Here is a 15,956-nt window from a genome sequence, read left to right as displayed (position 1 = left end):
CGGCCATGAACGATCTGCGCTGGATCCTGATTGTCTGCGGAGCATTGCTGCTCATCGGCATTTATTTCTGGGGACGGCGCGGCAGTCGTCGCGCCGATACCGACGACGGCGTGCTGCATCCGCGTTCTGATCCGCAGCTGGAACCGTCCTTCGACGCGCCGTCCTATCGCGTCCACGACGAGGATTCCTTGCCTGAGGAAGAGCTGGATGCGTACGAGCCTCCGGTGGAACAACCGTTCGTCATTCGTGCGCCCTCGCGCCACGAACCGGCGGCATGGCAGCCGCGGAACGAGAGCGCGGCTCGCGTAGAGCCATCCGGCCGAGGCGTTCGTGGCGCACGAGTGGAGCCCACGTTCGGTGATGACGATTCGACGTCGTTGCCGGAATCGACCGCGTACGCGGAGGAAGTCGATCCCGCGAAGACCGTTGAGCTGTCGGCGAAGGAGCCGCTGGACGCGCCGACATTGGGCATGAGCAGCACACCGGCGCCGCGTCGTATCGAGCGACGCAAGATCATCGCGCTGCGGCTCGCGGCTCCCGGGCAACGCTTTCCCGGCGAAGCGCTGCGTGACGCCATGGAAGCCGAGTCGCTGCAGTTCGGTCGCTACGATGTATTCCACCGGCTGCACGACGATGGCGTCAGCATCTTCAGTGTGGCGAGCATGATGGAGCCCGGTACATTCGAACTCGATCGCATGGCCGGCCAGCAATACTCCGGCGTCACGATGTTTGCGCAACTGCCGGGCCCGATTCCCGGCGTGCATGCGCTGAGCGATCTGGTGGAGTGCGGCAAGCGTATGCAGAGCAAGCTCGGCGGTACGCTGCAGGACGACCGCGGAGTGCCGCTGACAGTGCATCGCATCGAACGACTCCGCCAGGAAGTCATCGATTTCGAGCGCGCCCAGGCGCGCGATCAGCGCTCGCTCTCCTGAGACCGATGGCAGCCCCGCGTAACCCAGCCGCGCGCGCTCGTGAGCTGCGCGAGCTGCTCGACCGCTATAACTATCGCTATCACGCGCTCGACGATCCGGAAGTCTCCGATGCCGAGTACGACCGGCTGCTGCGCGAGTTGCAGCAGATCGAGACCGTACATCCCGATCTCATCACTGCGGATTCCCCGACGCAGCGCGTGGGTTCGGCGCCGGTCGGGGAGTTGCGCGAAGTCGTGCACACGACACCGATGCTCTCGCTCGAGAATGCGTTCACCGAGGAGGACCTGATCGGCTTCGATCGTCGCGTGCGCGAGCGGCTCGACGATGTGGAATCGGTGGAGTACGCAGCGGAGCCCAAGCTGGACGGCCTGGCAGTGAGTTTTCGCTATGAGTCCGGTCAGCTGGTGCAGGCCGCAACGCGCGGCGACGGCACTCGCGGCGAAGACGTCACGCACAACGTTCGGACGATCAAGGCCGTGCCGGTCCGCCTGCAAGGCAAGGTGCCGGAACTGCTGGAAGTCCGCGGCGAAGTGTTCATGCGGATCGCCGGCTTCAAGGCGATGAACGAGAAGGCGCTCGCGGCGGGCGAGAAAGTATTCGTCAATCCGCGCAATGCAGCCGCTGGCAGTCTCAGGCAACTCGACCCGCGGCTCACGGCGAGCCGGCCGATGGATGTTTTTTTCTATGGCGTGGGTGAAACGCGCGGCTGGAAATTGCCGGCGACCCATAGCGGCTCGCTCGAGCAATTGCGCGAGTGGGGATTCAAGATCTCGCCCTTGTTGAAAGTGGTGCAGGGCGCCGCGGGGTGTCTCGAGTATTACCGGGACATGGGTGCGCGCCGCGCCACGCTGCCATACGAGATCGATGGCGTCGTCTACAAGGTCAATCGTCTGCAGCAACAGCGCGATCTCGGTTTTGTCGCCCGCGCGCCGCGCTGGGCCATCGCTCACAAGTTTCCGGCACACGAAGAGAACACGGTCATCCGCGGTGTCGAATTCCAGGTGGGCCGTACCGGCGCGTTGACGCCTGTCGCGCGACTGGAACCGGTGTTCGTGGGTGGCGTGACGGTCAGCAATGCGACCCTGCACAACATGGACGAAGTGCAGCGCAAGGATATTCGCATCGGCGATACGGTCGTCATCCGTCGAGCCGGCGATGTGATTCCAGAGATCGTCAAAGTGGTACTGGAGAAGCGGCCTGCGTCCGCAGTCGTCGTACAGCTCCCGACGAAATGCCCGATCTGCAACTCGGATGTCGAGCGCGTGGAAGGAGAGGCGGTCGCGCGCTGTACGGGCGGTCTGGTCTGTCCGGCGCAACGCAAGGAAGCGCTGCGACATTTCGCGTCACGCCGGGCGCTCGATATCGAAGGCCTGGGCAGCAAACTCATCGACCAGCTGGTCGACGGCGGGCAGGTGGAAACGCCAGCAGATCTGTATGGGCTGACGCTCGAACGTCTTTCTGAACTCGAGCGCATGGGCGAGAAGTCGGCGGCGAATCTGGTTGCGGCGCTGGAGCACAGCAAGACCACCACGTTCAGCCGCTTTCTCTATGCGCTGGGGATTCGCGATGTGGGCGAAGCTACTGCAGCCGCGCTGGCCGCGCATTTCGGCGATATCGATGCACTGCAGGACGCGAGCGAGGAACAGATCCAGGAGGTGCCCGACGTCGGCCCGGTCGTGGCGGCGCACGTTCGCCACTTTCTGCAGCAGCCGCAGAACCGGCGGGTCATCGCGGAATTGCGCGAGAGGGGCGTGCAGTGGCCCGCGCAGGAACGTCGATCAGGTCCAGCGGAAGGTCCGTTGAACGGCAAGACATTCGTGCTCACCGGCACACTGGACAGCATGAGTCGCGATCAGGCGGGTGACCGCATCACCGTTCTGGGCGGCAAGGTCTCGGGCAGCGTTTCGAAGAAGACCAGCTATGTGATCGCCGGGGCAGAGGCGGGCTCCAAACTGAAGAAGGCGCAGGAGCTGGGAGTGGCGGTGCTCGATGAGAAGGGATTTCTGGCGCTACTGACGAGCAGCAGCTAGCCAGGTTCTGGCTAGCTGCTGGCGGTTGCCTCGTCTCAGATTTTCTTCTCGATCTTTGCGCTCTTGCGCAGCTCGTCCAGGTACGCCTGCAGGCGCTTACGCTGCAGGATCGTCCTGACCTGTTCCTTCACTTCCTCGAAGGCAGGCGGCGCCGGTGCACGCGATTCTTCCAGCTTGATGATGTGCCAGCCGAACTGGCTTTGCACCGGCTGGTCGGTCATCTGGCCGGGCTGCAGGGCGATGACGGCTTCGGCAAACGGCTTCACCATCGTTTCGGGTGTGAACCAGCCGAGATCGCCGCCGTTTTCCTTCGACGTGTCCTTCGATTTTTCCTTGGCGAGTTTGACGAAGTCGCCGCCGCCCTTGAGCTGCGCCGTGAGGGCATCGGCCGATGCCTTGTCGTCCACGAGGATGTGACGAGCGTGATATTCGCGCGGCATCGCAGCGACCTGGGCGTCGTACTCCGGCTTGAGCTCGGCATCGGTGATCGGATGCTCGTCGAGGTATTTCTTGAGACCCGCATCGACGATGACATTCAATTTCGCCAGTGCGACCTGGTCCTCGACCTTCGGGTCCTTGGTGACGCCGGCCTTCTCGGCGGCGGTCGCCGCCAGTTCCATGCCGATGAATTGATCCAGCAGTTCCGGACGCTGCTCCGCCGGGATCGTTCGACCGGCCTGGCGTTCGATGTTGGCGACGTACAGCTCGAACTGCGACTTGCTGAGGGCTTTGCCATTCACCGTGGCGATGGACTCGACGGGCGGCGCAGCAGCCCTGCCGCATGCAGCCAGCAGCAGCAGCGGAGCGACGAAGGCGAAAGGGGAAAGACGACGGTTCATGACGATCCTTTGAGTTGGCTTCAGTCGGTGGTGCGGTCTTCGGCGGGCGTGACCGCGGCGATTCCCAATGCGTGAATGTCGGTGTGCATCAGGTCACCGAGCGATCGGTAGACGAGTTGATGGCGCTGCACGGTGCGCAATCCTTCGAAATCAGTCGAGACGACCCGGACGCGGAAATGTCCCCGGCCGTCACGGGCGCCGGCGTGACCGGCGTGCAGATGGCTGTCGTCGATGAGTTCGACCGCATCCGTATGCAGTGCGCTGCGCAGTTGGGCGCAAATTCGTTCGGCGCGGTTCACTTTGGTTTCTTGCGGCTCAGCCGGTCTTCGGTTCGTTCGGCGGCAACTTGTTGGCCAGCCAGATTCCCTGCAGCACCGTGAATACCAGTGTCAGGCCGATGACGCCGAAGACCTTGAACTTGGCCCAGGTATCGGTGCTGAAGTTGAACATGACATAGATGTTGAGCGCGCCGAGGGCCAGGAAGAACAGCGCCCAGATCAGATTGAGCTTGAGCCACATCGGCCGCTCCAGCGTGACGTTGGCATCGAGCATGCGCTGAATGATCGGACGCTCGCCGATGAACTGGCTGACGAGGAAACCCGCAGCGAAAAGCCAGTACACCACCGTGACCTTCCATTTGATGAAGGCTTCGTCATGAATCCACAGCGTCAGGCCGCCGAATACCAGCACCAGACCGGCCGAAATGAGCGACATCGTGCTGATTTTGCGATGGCGGAACCATTGCACCGCCGTCTGCAGGAGCACGGCAACGATGATGACGCCCGTTGCGACGAAGATGTCTGCAAACTTGTAAGCGACAAAGAAAGCGAGCAGGGGGAAAAAATCGAACAGCAGCTGCATGTCGTAGGAACAGGCCCGACGAAGGGGCGGGTATGATACCCGGATGGTTGCCGGTTGACAGTTGGTCGTCGACAGCCTGAATCGGCCGGCGGGATTTCCCGGTGTGCTGTCAACTGTCGCCGACCGGAATCGGTTCAACGCTCGATGACCAGCCTCTATTACGAAATACACCCCAGGGATCCGCAGCCACGCCTCATTCGACAGGCGGCAGGGATCATGCGCGAAGGCGGGATCGTCGTTTACCCGACAGACTCCTGCTATGCACTCGGCTGTCATATCGGCGACAAGACCGCGATGGAGCGTATTTCGCGTATCCGTCAAACCGACAAACATCATCATTTCACGCTGGTGTGTCGCGATCTGTCGGAGATCGCCAAGTACGCGCGTGTGAGCAATCAGCAGTATCGCACGCTCAAGGCGTTCACTCCCGGGCCCTATACCTTCATTCTGGATGCGACCCGGGAAACCCCTAAGCGCCTGCAGAACCCCAAGCGCAGCACCATCGGTATCCGTGTTCCCGATCATCCGGTGCCGTTGCTGCTGCTGGCCGAGTTGGGCGAGCCCATCATGAGTTCCACCCTGCTGATGCCGGGTGAGGACCTGCCCCTGACCGACGGCCGCGAGATCCAGGAACGGCTGTATCACAGCGTCGATGCCGTCATCGATGGCGGCAACTGCGGCCTCGAGCCGACCAGCGTGATCGATCTCGCCGGGCCGGTGCCGGTCGTGATCCGTCGCGGCAAGGGCGATGTCAGCGCCTTCGAGTAGCACGTTCGAACGAATGGGCCTGTCAAGCTGCGTATAATGCGGCGGCCGTCAAAACTGCCTTTTGTTCTCGTTCAAGAAGGCGGCGTAAGACTCTGAAATTCAACCTGAATGTCACTCATCCTTGGAGCGCAAGCGCGCCCGGATATCCGCAGGGATCTGTTTTGAGCGCGACCAACATCAGCAACCGACGCGTCCTTTCGGGCATGCGCCCCACGGGCGCTTTGCACCTCGGCAACTACCACGGTGCCCTCAAGAACTGGACGCAGCTGCAGTACCAGTACGAGTGCTATTTCTTCGTCGCCGATATCCATGCGTTGACGACGGGTTACGACGACACCTCGCAGATCGAGTCGAACACCTGGGAGATGGTGATCGACTGGCTGGCCGCCGGATTGAACCCCTCGAGCGCGACCATGTTCATCCAGTCGCGGGTGCCGGAGCACTCCGAGCTGCATCTGCTGCTGTCGATGATCACGCCGCTCGGCTGGCTGGAGCGCGTTCCCACCTACAAGGATCAGCAGGAACAGCTGCGCGACCGCGACCTTGCCACGTATGGATTTCTCGGCTACCCGCTGCTGCAGAGCGCCGACATCCTGCTGTACAAGGCTGCCTACGTGCCGGTGGGCGAAGACCAGATCGCCCACGTCGAGATCACTCGCGAAATCGCACGCCGCTTCAATCATGTCTATGGTCGCGAGCGTGATTTCGAAGCGAAGGTGGAGAAGGCGATCAAGAGTCTCGGCAGTCGCAATGGGACTCAGTACAAGGAGTTGCGCCGGCTCTATCAGGAACAAGGTGATCAGAAGTCGCTGGAAAAGGCTCAGGCGATGCTCGCCGGCAATGCGCGGCTGACGGTGGCCGATCGCGAACGCCTGCAGGGATACCTGGAAGGCATGGGTCGCAGCATCCTGGTCGAGCCCGACACATTGCTGACGGCTACGCCGAAAGTACCCGGCCTCGACGGCCGCAAGATGTCCAAGTCCTACGGCAACACGATCGGGTTGCGCGAGGACCCGGATGCGGTGTCGAAAAAGCTCAAGGCGATGCAGACCGACCCGGCGCGGGTGCGTCGCACCGATCCGGGGGAGCCGGAAAAATGCCCGGTCTGGGATCTGCACAAGATCTACTCCGACGCGGAAACTCAGAGCTGGGTGCAGGAGGGCTGTCGCAGCGCCGGCATCGGCTGTCTGGATTGCAAGAAGCGCGTGGCCGATGTGCTGATCGCCGAGATCACCGCCATCCGTGGACGTGCGCAGGAATTCGAGGAGAATCGCGACCTGGTCAAGGCCATCATCGCCGAGGGTTGCGAAAAGGCGCGCGACGTGGCCCGCCAGACGCTGGAAGAGGTCCATCAGGCGATGGGCATGGTGTACCGATGAGAGATGGACGACGGTTCACGGGCTACGGCTGGAGGTTCGAGCTTTGCTCGAACGAAGCGTCGCGTGCTTTTCGCTCTTCTCATTGCTGTGCTGGCCGTGCTGCCCCGTCACCCATGACCCGTGGCCAGCGTGCGGAGCGCGCACATGAAGCCTGAACTCAAACTGGTCGAAGACACCGGCTCGCAGCTCGACGTCGATACGTTCGAATTCGAACTGCCGCAGCAGCAGGAAATGCCGTTCGCCATGGTCGATGGCGAGCCGATGACGCAGCTGCCGCGGGATCTGTATATCCCGCCGGACGCCCTGCAGGTCTTCCTTGAAGCCTTCGAAGGTCCGCTGGATCTGCTGCTGTACCTGATCCGCCGCCAGAATCTGGACGTGCTGGATATTCCCATCGCCGAGATCACGCGCCAGTACATGGCCTACATCGACGTGATGTCGGAAATGCAGCTGGAGCTCGCGGGCGAATATCTGCTGATGGCCGCCATGCTGGCCGAGATCAAGTCGCGCATGCTGCTGCCTCGGCCTCCGGCGGCCGAGGGCGCCGACGAAGAAGATCCGCGCGCCGAACTCGTACGCCGCCTGCAGGAATACGAACGCTTCAAGAAAGCGGCCGAAGACATGGACCGGCTGCCGCGCATGGAACGCGACACGATGCCGGCGTCTGCGGAACTCATCGAGCGCAAGGTCGTGAAGATCGTGCCGCAGGTGACGTTGCAGGAAATGCTCCTGGCGCTCAAGGATGTGATGAGCCGCGCCGACATGTTCGCGCACCATCACGTGCAGCGCGAACGCCTCTCGGTCCGCCAGCGCATGTCGGACATTCTGGGCAGCCTGAGCGAGTCGGCGTTCATCGAATTCACGCGCCTGTTCCGGCCGGAAGAAGGTCGCATGGGCGTCTCCGTGACCTTCAGCGCCATCCTCGAACTGATGAAGGAAGGGCTGATCGAAATCGTGCAGGCAGAGCCCTACGCACCGTTGCACATTCGCCCGGCATCGGGCGGTCGCCACTACGCGGTAGTGAGCGATGACGGTGTGGCGGAATCGGCTGTCGATGCTGAGAACGAAGCAGCGCTCGCCCAGCCGGCGTACCCCGACGAGAACGACGTCGATGACGACGACGAAGTCGAGGAACTGCTGACCGCCGAGGAAACGACCGAGGCTGTCGAGTCCGAAGCAGTTGGGGCTGAAGTCGCCGAACTCGAGGTTGCTGAGCTCGAGACCGCCGGAACTGAGGTCGTCGAGTCCGAAGTTGCCGAGCTGGTAGGCCTCGAGTCTGAAACTGTCGAGCTTGAGTCTGCCGAGACTGAAGGTGCCGAACTCGAGGTTGCTGAGCTCGAAGCTGTGGAACTCGAGGTCGTCGAGTCTGAAGTGACAGAGTTCGTAGCCATTGAGGCTGCAGCAGCGGTCGAGCTGGAGACCACCGGATCCGAAGTCGCCGAGCTTGAGTCTGCCGAAACTGAAGTTGCCGAACTCGAGGCTGCTGAGATCGAGGCTGTCGAACTTGAGGTCATGGAGTCTGAAGTTGCAGAGCGTGTAGCCATTGAGGCTGAAGCAGCCGTCGAGTTGGAGACCACCGAACCCGAAGTCGCCGAGCTTGTGACAGTCGAGTCTGAGGCTGCTGCTATCGAGGTTGTCGAACCCGAGGCTTTCGATTCCGAAGCTGCGGAGCTGAAGGCTCTTGAGCTTGAGCTTGCCGAGCTGGAAGCCGCCGAGCTGGAAGCCGCCAAAACTGAAGTTGCCCAACCGGAGGTTGTGGACGCGCACGCACAGGTCGTCATCGATTCGACGTCGGACCCGGTCGACGAGTCGCCCGAGAGTGACAGCGTGACGCCTGCTGCAGGCGACATCGACAATGCGACGGATGTCGCGGACGGGACTGGCTCCGAACCGGCTCCACGCAATTCACACGAAGAGTGAATCGGCGCCGCCGGCAGGCGCGCTGACAGAGTGAGAAATCAATGAACGAACAGGATCTCAAACACGCCATCGAAGCCACGTTGCTGGCGGCAGGTCGTCCGGTGACCACGCAGCAGTTGCTGGATCTTTTCGAGGAACGTGAGCGTCCGACGCCGGAACAGTTGCAGGCAGCGATGGTTCTGCTGGTCGCGGACTACGAGACGCGCGGCATCGAACTGATTGAAGTTGCCAGCGGCTGGCGCATTCAGGTCCGCCCGCGCTATGCCGAGATCGTGTCCCGCCTGTGGCAGGAACGTCCGTCGCGCTACTCGCGCGCATTGCTCGAGACGCTGGCGCTGGTCGCCTATCGGCAGCCGATCACCCGCAGCGAAATCGAAGAGATCCGTGGTGTGTCGATCAGTTCGACGATCATGCGCACCATGCAGGAGCGCAACTGGATTCGCACCGTCGGTCATCGCGAAGTGCCCGGCCGTCCCGAACTGCTCGGTACGACTCGTGACTTCCTCGACTACTTCGGCCTGAAGAGTCTCGATCAGTTGCCCACGCTTGCGGATCTGCAGGACGTCGAGAACATCGGCGTGCAGCTCGAGTTGCCGGGTGGCCAGGGTGCACAGTCCGCCGTGGCAGAAGGTGAAGCAGCTGGAGAAGGCGAAGGTGAACCAGTTGCTGAAGGTGAAGCAGCTGCAGAAGACGAATCAATCGCAGAAGGTGAGGCAGCTGTGGAAGGTGAACCAGTCGCGGAAGGCGAAGCTGTCGCAGGCAGCGAGGTAGCCGCCGAAAGCGAAGCGATCGTCGAAGAAGAGGTGGCCGCAGACGGCGAGACAATCGCCGAAGATGAGGCAGTCGAGGTGGCCGACGACACAACCGAAGTCGATGCAGGAATCGACGTCGAATCCGAAGGCGAGCTGTCCGCTGACGGCGATGAAGGCGACGAAGTCACGGAGGACGAAAGCGAAGGCGACGAGGTCGACCGTTCGACGCTGGTCGCGTCCGCGGAATCCGATCCGGACGCAGAGGATCGCGCAGTGCGCGAGCCGGTATCCGAGTGAAGCTATCCCCCTCGATGCGTGAAGAATCCGAGCGTCTGCACAAGCTCCTGGCGCACCATGGTCTTGGCTCGCGTCGCGAAGTCGAGAAGTGGATGCTCGCCGGACGTGTACTACTGAATGGGCGACCGGCCCAGCCCGGTGACCGCTTCAAGGAGGGTGATCGGGTCAGCGTGGATGGCCAGGATGTGACTGCGCGTCTGCGCGCCGCTGGCAAGGCTGCGGTTCTGCTGTATCACAAACCGCAGGGTCAGCCGGTCCAGGCGCAGGCAGATGCGGCAGCTGAGACTGCGATCGAACAGACCGTCATGGAACGGCTTCCGGTGGTTCGCGGCTCACGTTGGCTGGTGATCAATACCATGCAGCCCGGCGATAGCGGCTTGCTCGTGCTCACCAGCGACGGTCGACTCGCCGATGCGTTGCGTCGGCGGTCGGAACGGATCCCATCGACCTACGTGGCCCGTGTTCTGGTGCCGACACCCGAATTCGATCCTGCAAGCCTGCCCCGCACGGTGCAGTTCAACGATCAGACCGTCGCCTTCGAAAGCATCGAGTCGGCCGGTGGCGAGGGGACGAATCGCTGGTTCCGCGTTGAAGCGTCACATTCGCATCTTCGGGCGGCGGTGCGCGCGCTCTTCGAAATTCAGGGTCTCAAGGTCAGTCGTGTGATCCAGTTGAAGTATGCCGGTATGGAGCTGCCCCGCGGTCTGCCGCGAGGCAAGCACCAGCCGCTTCCCGAGCATCTGGTGGATCGGCTCTATGAATTGGCCGGGCTGACCAAGCCGGTGCCCGAGATGCGTCGCACCCGTGCTCCCCGGGTTGCAGCCGATCGTCAGCGCAAGCCCGCCAAGCGCTCGGTGCGTTCGGCGGAGCCCGCGGAAAAGTACGAACGAGGGGAGACGCGCAGCGCAGGCGCGTCCCGTCCGCGTAAATCTACTGGCAAGAAACGGTCTGGCCGCTGACGCCCTTGCTGTCGGGGCCGAACAGGTAGAGATAAGGCGCCACGATCGCTGCCGGATCGGCCAGCAGCGACCGGTCCTCGGCCGGATAGGCCTGCAGCCGCATGTTCGTGCGCACCTTGCCCGGGTTGATGCTGTTGACGCGAATGCCGGGTTGCTCCAGTTCGTCTGCGAGCAGGTGCATCAGTCCATCGCTGGCCCATTTCGACACGAGATAGGCTCCCCAGAACGCCCGCGGATTCGGCACCACGCCGCTCGATGTAAAGACGATCGAGGCATCCGGCGAGCGACGTAACAGGGGCAGGCACCGCTGCGTGAGAACGAAGGGCACGTTGGCGTTGACGTGCATCGTACGCATCCATTTCGCCACATCGTAGTGCTCGACGGGCGCTCGCTCGCCGAGCATGCCGGCGTTGTGCAGCAGCACGTCGAGTCGGCCGAACTCCTTTTCCAGCGCCGTAATGAGCGCGTCGTACTCCGCGGATCCGGCCTTCTCCAGGTCGAGCGGCAGGATCGACGGACGCGGCTGGTTGGCCGCGACGATCTGGTCGTAGACGGCCTCGAGTCGTTTCACATTGCGACCGTGCAGGATGACGCTGGCACCGTGTGCGGCAGCGGCCAGTGCGACCGCGCGGCCGATGCCGTCGCTGGCGCCGGTAATGAGAATGACGCGATCGCGCAGCAGATCAGGCGAGGGGGTGTAGGTGCGGGGGTCGAGCATGTTGGGGAATGTGCCGTTCAGAAAGGAAATTTCAGCCAGCGCTTCTGGCTGCGCGCCATGCGGTCCACGGTTTCTCGATGGGGCCGAGTTCGATCCGCTGGGTGGCAACGTCGTAGTTGCTGCCGGCGATCCGATCCAGCAGACGTCGATGCAATGTCGCCAGGATGATGACGGGACGCAAGTATGCCTTGGCCGTCGGCGTCAGGTCAGCCGCAGGAACCGCAAGATCTGGCAGGGTCAGCGAGCGGAAGTTCGTCAGGGTGGCGCGGACATTCTGACTGATCGTCCTGGCGCGCAGATCGTCGATGCTCACACCCGTTCGCTGCAGGTCTTCGAGTGGCAGGTAAAGCCTGCCTTCATAGGCGTCCTGGCGAACATCACGCAGCATCTCCGCCTGCCGGATGCCGATGCCCATGCGGTTCGCCGCCACGATCATCGGATCGGCAACCGGGCCGGCAGACATCACGATCGCGATGAGCTCCTGCACGGTGCCGCCGCTGCGTGCGCTGTAGGCGCGCAGTTCCCTGGCGTTCAGATAGGTCATGCGCGCCAAGTCCATGTCCGCGGCGACGATGAGCTCATGGAGTCGCGCGAATTGCTTGCGATCCACGTCAGCGAGCGCGCCGAGAATCCGTGTCGCCGGATGCTGTGCATTGTTGTTCACCAGCCGGTCGATCTCCTGGCGCCACCATTGCAGGCGCGTATGCGCGACATCGTGATTCGCGCTCTGCGCCGATTCGCGGATCTCGGCATCGATGACGTAGAGCGCCGTCACGGCATCGCGTTTCTCCGGCGGTGTGTAGAGCAACGCGAAGTAGCGCATCGAGCCCGTCGGCGCGGCGCGATTGATTTGTGAGTCGTCGAGAAGGGAGGAGGGCACAGGATTGACCGCAAAAAACGCTTTGTCCGAAAAGAAAAAGAAAAGAGTAACCGCAAAGAACGCATAGAGCGCAAAGACGGATGATCGATTGTTTCGAGAGAGGCTATGCCACCTCCTTGAAGGTGTACTTTCCCCTATCCAGCTTTGCGTTCTATGCGTTCTTTGCGGTTACTTTGGATCCGGGGAATTATCCGGGATGCCATTGAGTTCGAGCTGGCTCTCGGGCTCGCGCAGCTGTGGGTCGCGCGCGAGTTTGTCGATGGGCTCGACCGACTCGAGTTCCTTCTCGGGACGGACGCCCAGTTCGGTGAATTTGCGTGCGCCCGGCAGCACCTGCCGTTCGAGTGAGCCGACCGCGCTGTTGAAAGCATCCACGCCCAGGCCCAGGTTGCGGCCGAGGCGGCTCAGGTGGCCGGTGAAGACGGTGAGTCGTTTGTACAGATCTTCGGCCAGCGTACGGATGGTTTCCGCGTTCTGGGCGAGTGCGGTCTGACGCCAGCCATAGGCAACGGTCTTCAGCAGGGCGACGAAACTGGACGGCGTCGCAATGATGACGTTCTGCCGGATGGCGTCTTCGAGCAGGTTCGGCTGCTCGGCGAGCGCGGCGGACAGGAACTGATCGCCCGGCACGAACAGGATGACGAAATCGGGACTGTTCTCGAACTGGCTCCAGTAATTCTTGGAGCCCAGCTGGCGCACACGTTCGCCGACCGCCTGCGCATGACGGCGCAATGCGATGCCGCGCTGCTCGTCGGTGACTGCATCGACCGCTTCGAGATAGGCATCGAGCGGCGTCTTGACGTCGACGACCAGGTCGCGGCCATCAGGCATGTGCACGATCATGTCGGGGCGCAGCGCGCCGTCGACGGTACGGACATGCACCTGCTCGCTGAAGTCGCAGTGCTCGACCATTCCGGACAGCTCGGCCAGGCGCCGCAGCGTCATTTCGCCCCACTGGCCGCGCACTTCCGGCCGACGCAATGCATTCACCAGCGTGCGCGTTTCTCGCTGCAGGGCCTGCTGGCCGAGCGTGACGGCTTCCAGCGAGGTGCGCAGGCTGCCGAAGCTCTCGGCGCGTTCCTTTTCGATCCGCTGCATCTGCTGCTCGGTCTTGCCGAGTGCCTCGCGGATGGGCGTCAGCATGGCCTCGATGGCCTTTTCGCGCTGTGCGAGTGCGCTGACGGCGGTTTGCTGGTGCTGGCCCAGATGCTCGCGCGCCAGTTTCAGGAACACTTCGCTGTTCGAGCGCAGTGACTGACCCGCCACCGAATCGAATGACGATTGCAGGCGCTCCATCGCGCGATCGAGCGACGTCTGGCGCTCGCGCTCGATCTGTTCTTCCGACTTGAGCTGCGCGCGCAGTACTGCCAGCTCGAGGTGCACGGCTTCGGCTCGCTTGCGCAAACGCAGCGAAACGACAAGGGAGCCCAGCAGCACGCCGACGATCAGGCAGAGCGCGGGAATCAGGAACGGATAGCTGGTCAACAGTTCTTCCTGCTCTCAGGCGGGCCTCAGGTGCATCATGTAGTTCACATCGACGTTGCTGCTGCGTGCAGCCTTTTCGCGGAGCGGATCGTAGTCGAGGCCCGCGATGTCGCACATGACGAGATCGGCGCCGCGCGACCAGCGGGCGAGTTCGGACGGACGGATGAAGCATGAGTAGGTATGAGTGCCGCGCTCCAGCAATCCCATGACGTACTCGGCGCCGACGATGGCGAGCAACCAGGATTTCAGGTTGCGGTTGAGCGTCGAGACGACGACGTCACCGCCGGGCTTCACCAGTGTGTGCAGGGCACGCAGTACGCTGGCCGGTTCGGGGACGTGTTCCAGCATCTCCAGGCAGGTCACGACGTCGTAAACACCCGGTGAATGCGCGGCGTGATCTTCGGCCGATTCCCGCAGATAGCCAACGGGCACGCCGGCTTCGAGCGCGTGCAGTTCTGCCACTTCGATCGTCGCCGTGCCGAGATCGATGCCGGTGACGTTGGCGCCGCGGCGAGCCATGGCTTCACTCAGCAAGCCGCCGCCGCAGCCGACATCGAGAACGCGTTTGTCTGCCAGTCCGCCGACGCGCTCGTCGATGTAATCGAGGCGCACCGGGTTGAGTACATGCAATGGTCTGAATTCGCCGTGCGGATCCCACCAGCGTTGTGCCGTGGCATCGAAGCGGGCGATTTCCGCAGGATCGTGATTGCTCGCTGGAATCATGGCGTCACTCTAATCATCAGTACGGGTCGCTGCGATGCGTTGCTGCCAGCCGCGGGCGCGCTGCATCAGGTCGACGGGATCCATTTGCGTCAAACGGCCGTCAGCCAGCAAGCGCCGGCCGGCGACCCACACATCGGTGACCTGGTCGCGGGAAATCGAATGAACGATGTTGACGACGGGATCGTAGACCGGCTGTGAGTGCGGCCGGGCGAGATCGATGCTGCACAGGTCTGCCCATTTGCCCGGAACCAGCGAGCCGATCGAATCGCTCAGGCCCAGCGCCTGCGCGCCGCCCAGGGTTGCTGCGCGGAGCCAGTCGTGCGCGGTCATGGGCAGCGAACCGTCCATCTGCCACGTGATCACGCCGGTTTCGAGCAGCGCGCCAGTGCGCATTTCATCGAGCAGACTCAGGTCATTGTTGCTTGCCGCACCGTCGGTGCCGAGCGCGATATTGACCCCGCGGGCGCGCAGGGCCCGTATCGGGCAGACGCCGTTGCCCAGCTTGAGATTCGATTGCGGACAATGCACGACGGTGAGACCGGAACGTGACGCCAGGTCCAGATCGTCCTGGTTCAGATGCACCATGTGCACCGCCGACAGCAGCGGCGAGAGCAGGCCGAGGCGGTCGAGGCGAGCCAGCGTCCGTTCGCCATTGCGCACGACCTGCGTGTGGCTCTCATTCACATGCATCGTCATCGGCAGGTCGATTTCGTCGGCTGCGCGTCGCACGCGTGTCAGCGTCGCATCGCTGACCGCATGTGCTGCGTAGGGCGCAAGGGACGTCGTGATGAGGGGGTCGTCGCGATAGTCGTCGTGCAGCTGCAGGCCTTTACTCAGGTATTCGTCGACGGAATCGGCCCAGACCGTCGGCTGATCGATGACCGGCAGTCCGATACAGGCGCGTATGCGTGCGGACGACGCGGTCTGTGCCACCACCTCCGGAAACAGGTGCATGTCGGCAAAACAGGTCGTGCCGCTGGTCAGCATGTCGGCGATCGCCAGTTCCGTTCCGTCACGCACGTATTCGGCATCGACCCAGCGCTTTTCGAGCGGCCAGACCTGCGCCTTCAGCCAGTGATCGAGCGCAGGGCTTTCGGCTGCGCCGCGCAGCAGCGTCATGGCAGCGTGGGTATGAGCGTTGATCAATCCGGGCAGCAGCACGTGCGACGGTCGTTCGATCAATTGGTCGGCGCTGAAGCGTGTGCGGGCCACTGCTTCAGGCTCGATGGCCACGATCCGCCCCTGGCGGATCGCGATGGCGTGATGATCGAGCACGCGGCTCCGGGTCCCGACTGGAACGAGCTCGACTGGAACGATCCAGCGCGCCGTGATCAGCGTGTCGACGTGTTCCATGCGGGTTCCGGAAGTCTCAAAACGGGTGATGCGGGAGGCAGCCGAAAGTATAGCTTGCGA

General features: G+C 62.8%; 14 protein-coding genes and 1 pseudogene. 7 read left to right on the top strand and 8 right to left on the bottom strand.

Annotated features, from left to right (window positions below; all coding sequences use genetic code 11):
* Nucleotides 1–5: 5 nt before the first annotated feature.
* Complete coding sequence (locus VIZ63_RS12410) at nucleotides 6–932, top strand: cell division protein ZipA C-terminal FtsZ-binding domain-containing protein (RefSeq protein ID WP_331609949.1); 927 nt, start codon at nucleotides 6–8, stop codon at nucleotides 930–932.
* 5 nt (nucleotides 933–937) lie between these two features.
* Nucleotides 938–2,962 carry an NAD-dependent DNA ligase LigA gene (gene ligA, locus VIZ63_RS12405; protein WP_331609948.1) on the top strand — a complete coding sequence of 675 codons (2,025 nt, stop codon included), beginning with the start codon at nucleotides 938–940 and terminating at the stop codon, nucleotides 2,960–2,962.
* Between the two features lie 35 nt (nucleotides 2,963–2,997).
* Here ligA and VIZ63_RS12400 read toward each other — a convergent pair whose 3' ends face one another.
* The 3 genes from VIZ63_RS12400 to VIZ63_RS12390 are packed head-to-tail and all read right to left on the bottom strand — an operon-like array spanning nucleotide 2,998 to nucleotide 4,662.
* Entirely contained in the window at nucleotides 2,998–3,801 is an 804-nt protein-coding gene (locus VIZ63_RS12400; protein WP_331609947.1) for a peptidylprolyl isomerase, read from the bottom strand.
* 20 nt (nucleotides 3,802–3,821) lie between these two features.
* On the bottom strand, nucleotides 3,822–4,100 hold the full coding sequence (locus VIZ63_RS12395; protein ID WP_331609946.1) for a BolA family protein: 279 nt from the start codon (nucleotides 4,098–4,100) through the stop codon (nucleotides 3,822–3,824).
* Between the two features lie 16 nt (nucleotides 4,101–4,116).
* Nucleotides 4,117–4,662: a septation protein A gene (locus tag VIZ63_RS12390; RefSeq protein ID WP_331609945.1), complete on the bottom strand. Its 546-nt coding sequence runs from the start codon at nucleotides 4,660–4,662 to the stop codon at nucleotides 4,117–4,119.
* Between the two features lie 144 nt (nucleotides 4,663–4,806).
* On the opposite strand from VIZ63_RS12390, the gene VIZ63_RS12385 reads away from it, so the two are divergent.
* The 5 genes and pseudogenes from VIZ63_RS12385 to VIZ63_RS12365 all read left to right on the top strand — a co-directional run bounded on the left by VIZ63_RS12385 (nucleotide 4,807) and on the right by VIZ63_RS12365 (nucleotide 10,737).
* Nucleotides 4,807–5,430 (top strand): L-threonylcarbamoyladenylate synthase, encoded by a 624-nt coding sequence (locus tag VIZ63_RS12385; protein ID WP_331609944.1) that lies wholly within the window; start codon nucleotides 4,807–4,809, stop codon nucleotides 5,428–5,430.
* A gap of 161 nt (nucleotides 5,431–5,591) precedes the next feature.
* Nucleotides 5,592–6,809 (top strand): tryptophan--tRNA ligase, encoded by a 1,218-nt coding sequence (locus VIZ63_RS12380; protein ID WP_331609942.1) that lies wholly within the window; start codon nucleotides 5,592–5,594, stop codon nucleotides 6,807–6,809.
* A 231-nt stretch (nucleotides 6,810–7,040) separates the two neighbouring features.
* Nucleotides 7,041–7,877, top strand: a pseudogene (locus tag VIZ63_RS25405) (segregation and condensation protein A); the annotation flags it as partial.
* A gap of 893 nt (nucleotides 7,878–8,770) precedes the next feature.
* The gene (scpB, locus tag VIZ63_RS12370; RefSeq protein ID WP_331609939.1) at nucleotides 8,771–9,778 is read left to right on the top strand and encodes an SMC-Scp complex subunit ScpB; all 1,008 of its coding nucleotides are present in this window, start codon (nucleotides 8,771–8,773) and stop codon (nucleotides 9,776–9,778) included.
* The gene (locus tag VIZ63_RS12365; RefSeq protein WP_331609938.1) at nucleotides 9,775–10,737 is read left to right on the top strand and encodes a S4 domain-containing protein; all 963 of its coding nucleotides are present in this window, start codon (nucleotides 9,775–9,777) and stop codon (nucleotides 10,735–10,737) included. The genes scpB and VIZ63_RS12365 overlap by 4 nt, the downstream gene beginning before the upstream one ends.
* On the opposite strand, the gene VIZ63_RS12360 is transcribed toward VIZ63_RS12365, so the two are convergent.
* The 5 genes from VIZ63_RS12360 to VIZ63_RS12340 all read right to left on the bottom strand — a co-directional run bounded on the left by VIZ63_RS12360 (nucleotide 10,709) and on the right by VIZ63_RS12340 (nucleotide 15,896).
* Nucleotides 10,709–11,455 carry a YciK family oxidoreductase gene (locus VIZ63_RS12360; protein WP_331609937.1) on the bottom strand — a complete coding sequence of 249 codons (747 nt, stop codon included), beginning with the start codon at nucleotides 11,453–11,455 and terminating at the stop codon, nucleotides 10,709–10,711. The genes VIZ63_RS12365 and VIZ63_RS12360 overlap by 29 nt on opposite strands.
* 31 nt (nucleotides 11,456–11,486) lie before the next feature.
* Entirely contained in the window at nucleotides 11,487–12,335 is an 849-nt protein-coding gene (locus tag VIZ63_RS12355; protein ID WP_331609936.1) for a squalene/phytoene synthase family protein, read from the bottom strand.
* A gap of 168 nt (nucleotides 12,336–12,503) precedes the next feature.
* On the bottom strand, nucleotides 12,504–13,820 hold the full coding sequence (locus VIZ63_RS12350) for a DNA recombination protein RmuC (RefSeq protein ID WP_331609935.1): 1,317 nt from the start codon (nucleotides 13,818–13,820) through the stop codon (nucleotides 12,504–12,506).
* Nucleotides 13,821–13,835: 15 nt separating this feature from the next.
* Complete coding sequence (gene ubiG / locus VIZ63_RS12345; protein ID WP_331609934.1) at nucleotides 13,836–14,543, bottom strand: bifunctional 2-polyprenyl-6-hydroxyphenol methylase/3-demethylubiquinol 3-O-methyltransferase UbiG; 708 nt, start codon at nucleotides 14,541–14,543, stop codon at nucleotides 13,836–13,838.
* A gap of 9 nt (nucleotides 14,544–14,552) precedes the next feature.
* Nucleotides 14,553–15,896, bottom strand: a complete 1,344-nt coding sequence (locus tag VIZ63_RS12340; RefSeq protein ID WP_331609933.1) for a TRZ/ATZ family hydrolase — start codon at nucleotides 15,894–15,896, stop codon at nucleotides 14,553–14,555.
* Nucleotides 15,897–15,956: the final 60 nt, after the last annotated feature.

The organism is Povalibacter sp., assembly GCF_036520495.1.
GTDB lineage: Bacteria > Pseudomonadota > Gammaproteobacteria > Steroidobacterales > Steroidobacteraceae > Steroidobacter.
The sequence above is the reverse complement of the archived record's forward strand: the minus strand, read 5'-3'. Positions and strand labels throughout refer to the sequence as shown.